Source organism: Nostoc sp. 2RC (assembly GCF_014222165.1).
In the GTDB taxonomy this organism is placed as follows: Bacteria; Cyanobacteriota; Cyanobacteriia; order Cyanobacteriales; family Nostocaceae; genus Nostoc; species Nostoc linckia.
In genome coordinates, this window is record NZ_JACKZU010000646.1 from 1 (window position 1) to 2,178 (window position 2,178).

Below are 2,178 nucleotides of genomic sequence, written 5' to 3' on the forward strand. Positions count from 1 at the left end.
AGTTCGGGTTAATTCCCTACTTTGATTCTTGTCCCTCGTCCTTGGCTTTATGCCATTTGGAGGGAACGGAACGCACCAGCTACAGTTCTTTGTGTAGATAAAACTGGGACATTGACTTTTAATCGAATGTCAGTGCAGCAGTTGTTTGTCTATCAACCTTCAACTGTATCGTCTCATTTTTATGATGTCACCTTGCACGAGGGAGAAGCACTGCCAGAAACTTTTCATGAGTTAATCGAATTTGGGATTTTAGCCAGCCGCAAAGACCCCTTCGACCCGATGGAAAAAGCCCTCAAACAAGTGGGTGATGACTATCTAGCCAGAACTGAACATTTACATCATGACTGGGAGATGTTGCGTGAGTATCCTCTTTCCGGGGAATTGTTAGCCATGTCCTGTGTTTGGCGATCGCCAGAGAAAAGATTGGTGATTGCTACCAAAGGTGCGCCAGAAGCGATCGCTGATTTGTGTCACTTTAATGCCCAACAAATGCAGGATTTAGAGCAGCACATTAGTACAATGGCAAATGCAGGTTTGCGGGTTTTGGGGATAGCTAGAGCGATTGGACAACATCAGATGCACAACCCATCCAACTCTCTCCCCAATCGACAACATGACTTTGAATTTGCATTTCTAGGACTGGTGGGCATGGCCGATCCAGTACGCCCGACTGTAGCACCAGCAATTACCGAGTGCTACAACGCTGGAATTCGGGTTGTAATGATTACAGGTGATTATCCAGCGACAGCCCAAAATATTGCCCACCAAATCGGACTGACACCCGCTACAGAAGTAATCACGGGAACAGAACTAGAAAAAATGCCTGAAGGCGAGTTGCTATCTCGGATTCAAACTGTGAATATCTTTGCGCGAGTTGTCCCAGAGCAAAAATTACTGATTGTTAACGCTTTGAAACGTTGTGGTGAAATCGTTGCCATGACTGGGGATGGTGTTAATGATGCCCCAGCATTAAAATCGGCGCATATTGGCATTGCAATGGGTGAACGGGGTACAGATGTAGCCCGCGAGTCCGCGGATTTGGTATTGCTAAATGATGATTTTTCTTCTATTGTCCAGTCTGTCAGACTGGGGCGACGAGTATTTGACAATCTGAAAAAAGGCATGGCTTACACTTTAGCAGTTCATATCCCCATTGCTGGGATGTCGTTGATTCCTGTCATCTTTCACTGGCCTCTGGTGCTACTGCCTATCCACATTGCCTTCCTACACTTAATCATTGACCCAGCTTGTACAGTGGTTTTTGAGGCAGAACCAGAAGAAAGTAATGTGATGAAGCGTCCACCCCGCAACCCAAAAGAGCCATTATTTAGCCGCCGGACTCTGAGATTAGCACTGCTGCAAGGATTGAGTGTTTTAGTAGTGCTACTGGCGGTGTTCGCTGTGGCTTTTTACTCTGGACATGGAGAATTTGATGCCCGCGCTCTTGCTTTTACCACCTTAATTGTCTCTAACTTAAGTATGATTCTAAGCAATCGTTCTTGGTCGCGTACTATTCCAGAGATGTTACACACTCCCAATGCAGCACTGTGGTGGGTGTTGGGTGGTGGAGTAGTTTTTATGGGTCTAGTGCTTTATGTTCCTTTGTTAAGGCATCTTTTCCGTTTTTCTTTTCTCCATTTTGATGATTTGGTCGTCAGTCTTACCTCTGGTATCTTCAGTATTTTGTGGTTTGAAGGACTGAAAATTTGGCGGCGTAAAAGGTCATATAGGGTGAGCATTTAGCTAATTTTTCATTGATAAGAATATCAATCCACTTTGTCTATTTGCAGGATGAATTAACATTTTTTTCTATCAAAACCTCTTTCTATCTATAATTTGCGCGATCGCAAATAACCAAGACTGGATGATCTCAAGTTCGTTCTTTGGTATCGAACCCAAAGTAGCTGGTTTTTGTGTGTGAATTTTGCTCCTGGCTGTGTTGTTATCTACACAGCCAATGATTACTGTTAGGGTATTCCAACAAATGGCGGTGCGAATCAAGTCTTCTTCAAACCAGTCGCAAACGGCTGTAATCTCTATTCCATAGTTGCCACTGCATCTTGCAGCCAGTAGTTAATTCGAGCATTTTACTTGTAGCGGGGGGTGAGCGAAAAAAGGTGTGGGGAGTGTGGGGAGTGTGGGGAGTGTGGAGGGTAATTTTTTGGATACTTAGCTAGA

General features: G+C 44.5%; 1 protein-coding gene. It reads left to right on the top strand.

Going from position 1 to position 2,178, the window contains the following annotated elements; genetic code table 11:
• Window positions 1-21 precede the first annotated feature (21 nt).
• Complete coding sequence (locus GNE10_RS34120) at window positions 22-1,743, top strand: cation-translocating P-type ATPase (RefSeq protein ID WP_260447146.1); 1,722 nt, start codon at window positions 22-24, stop codon at window positions 1,741-1,743.
• Window positions 1,744-2,178: the final 435 nt, after the last annotated feature.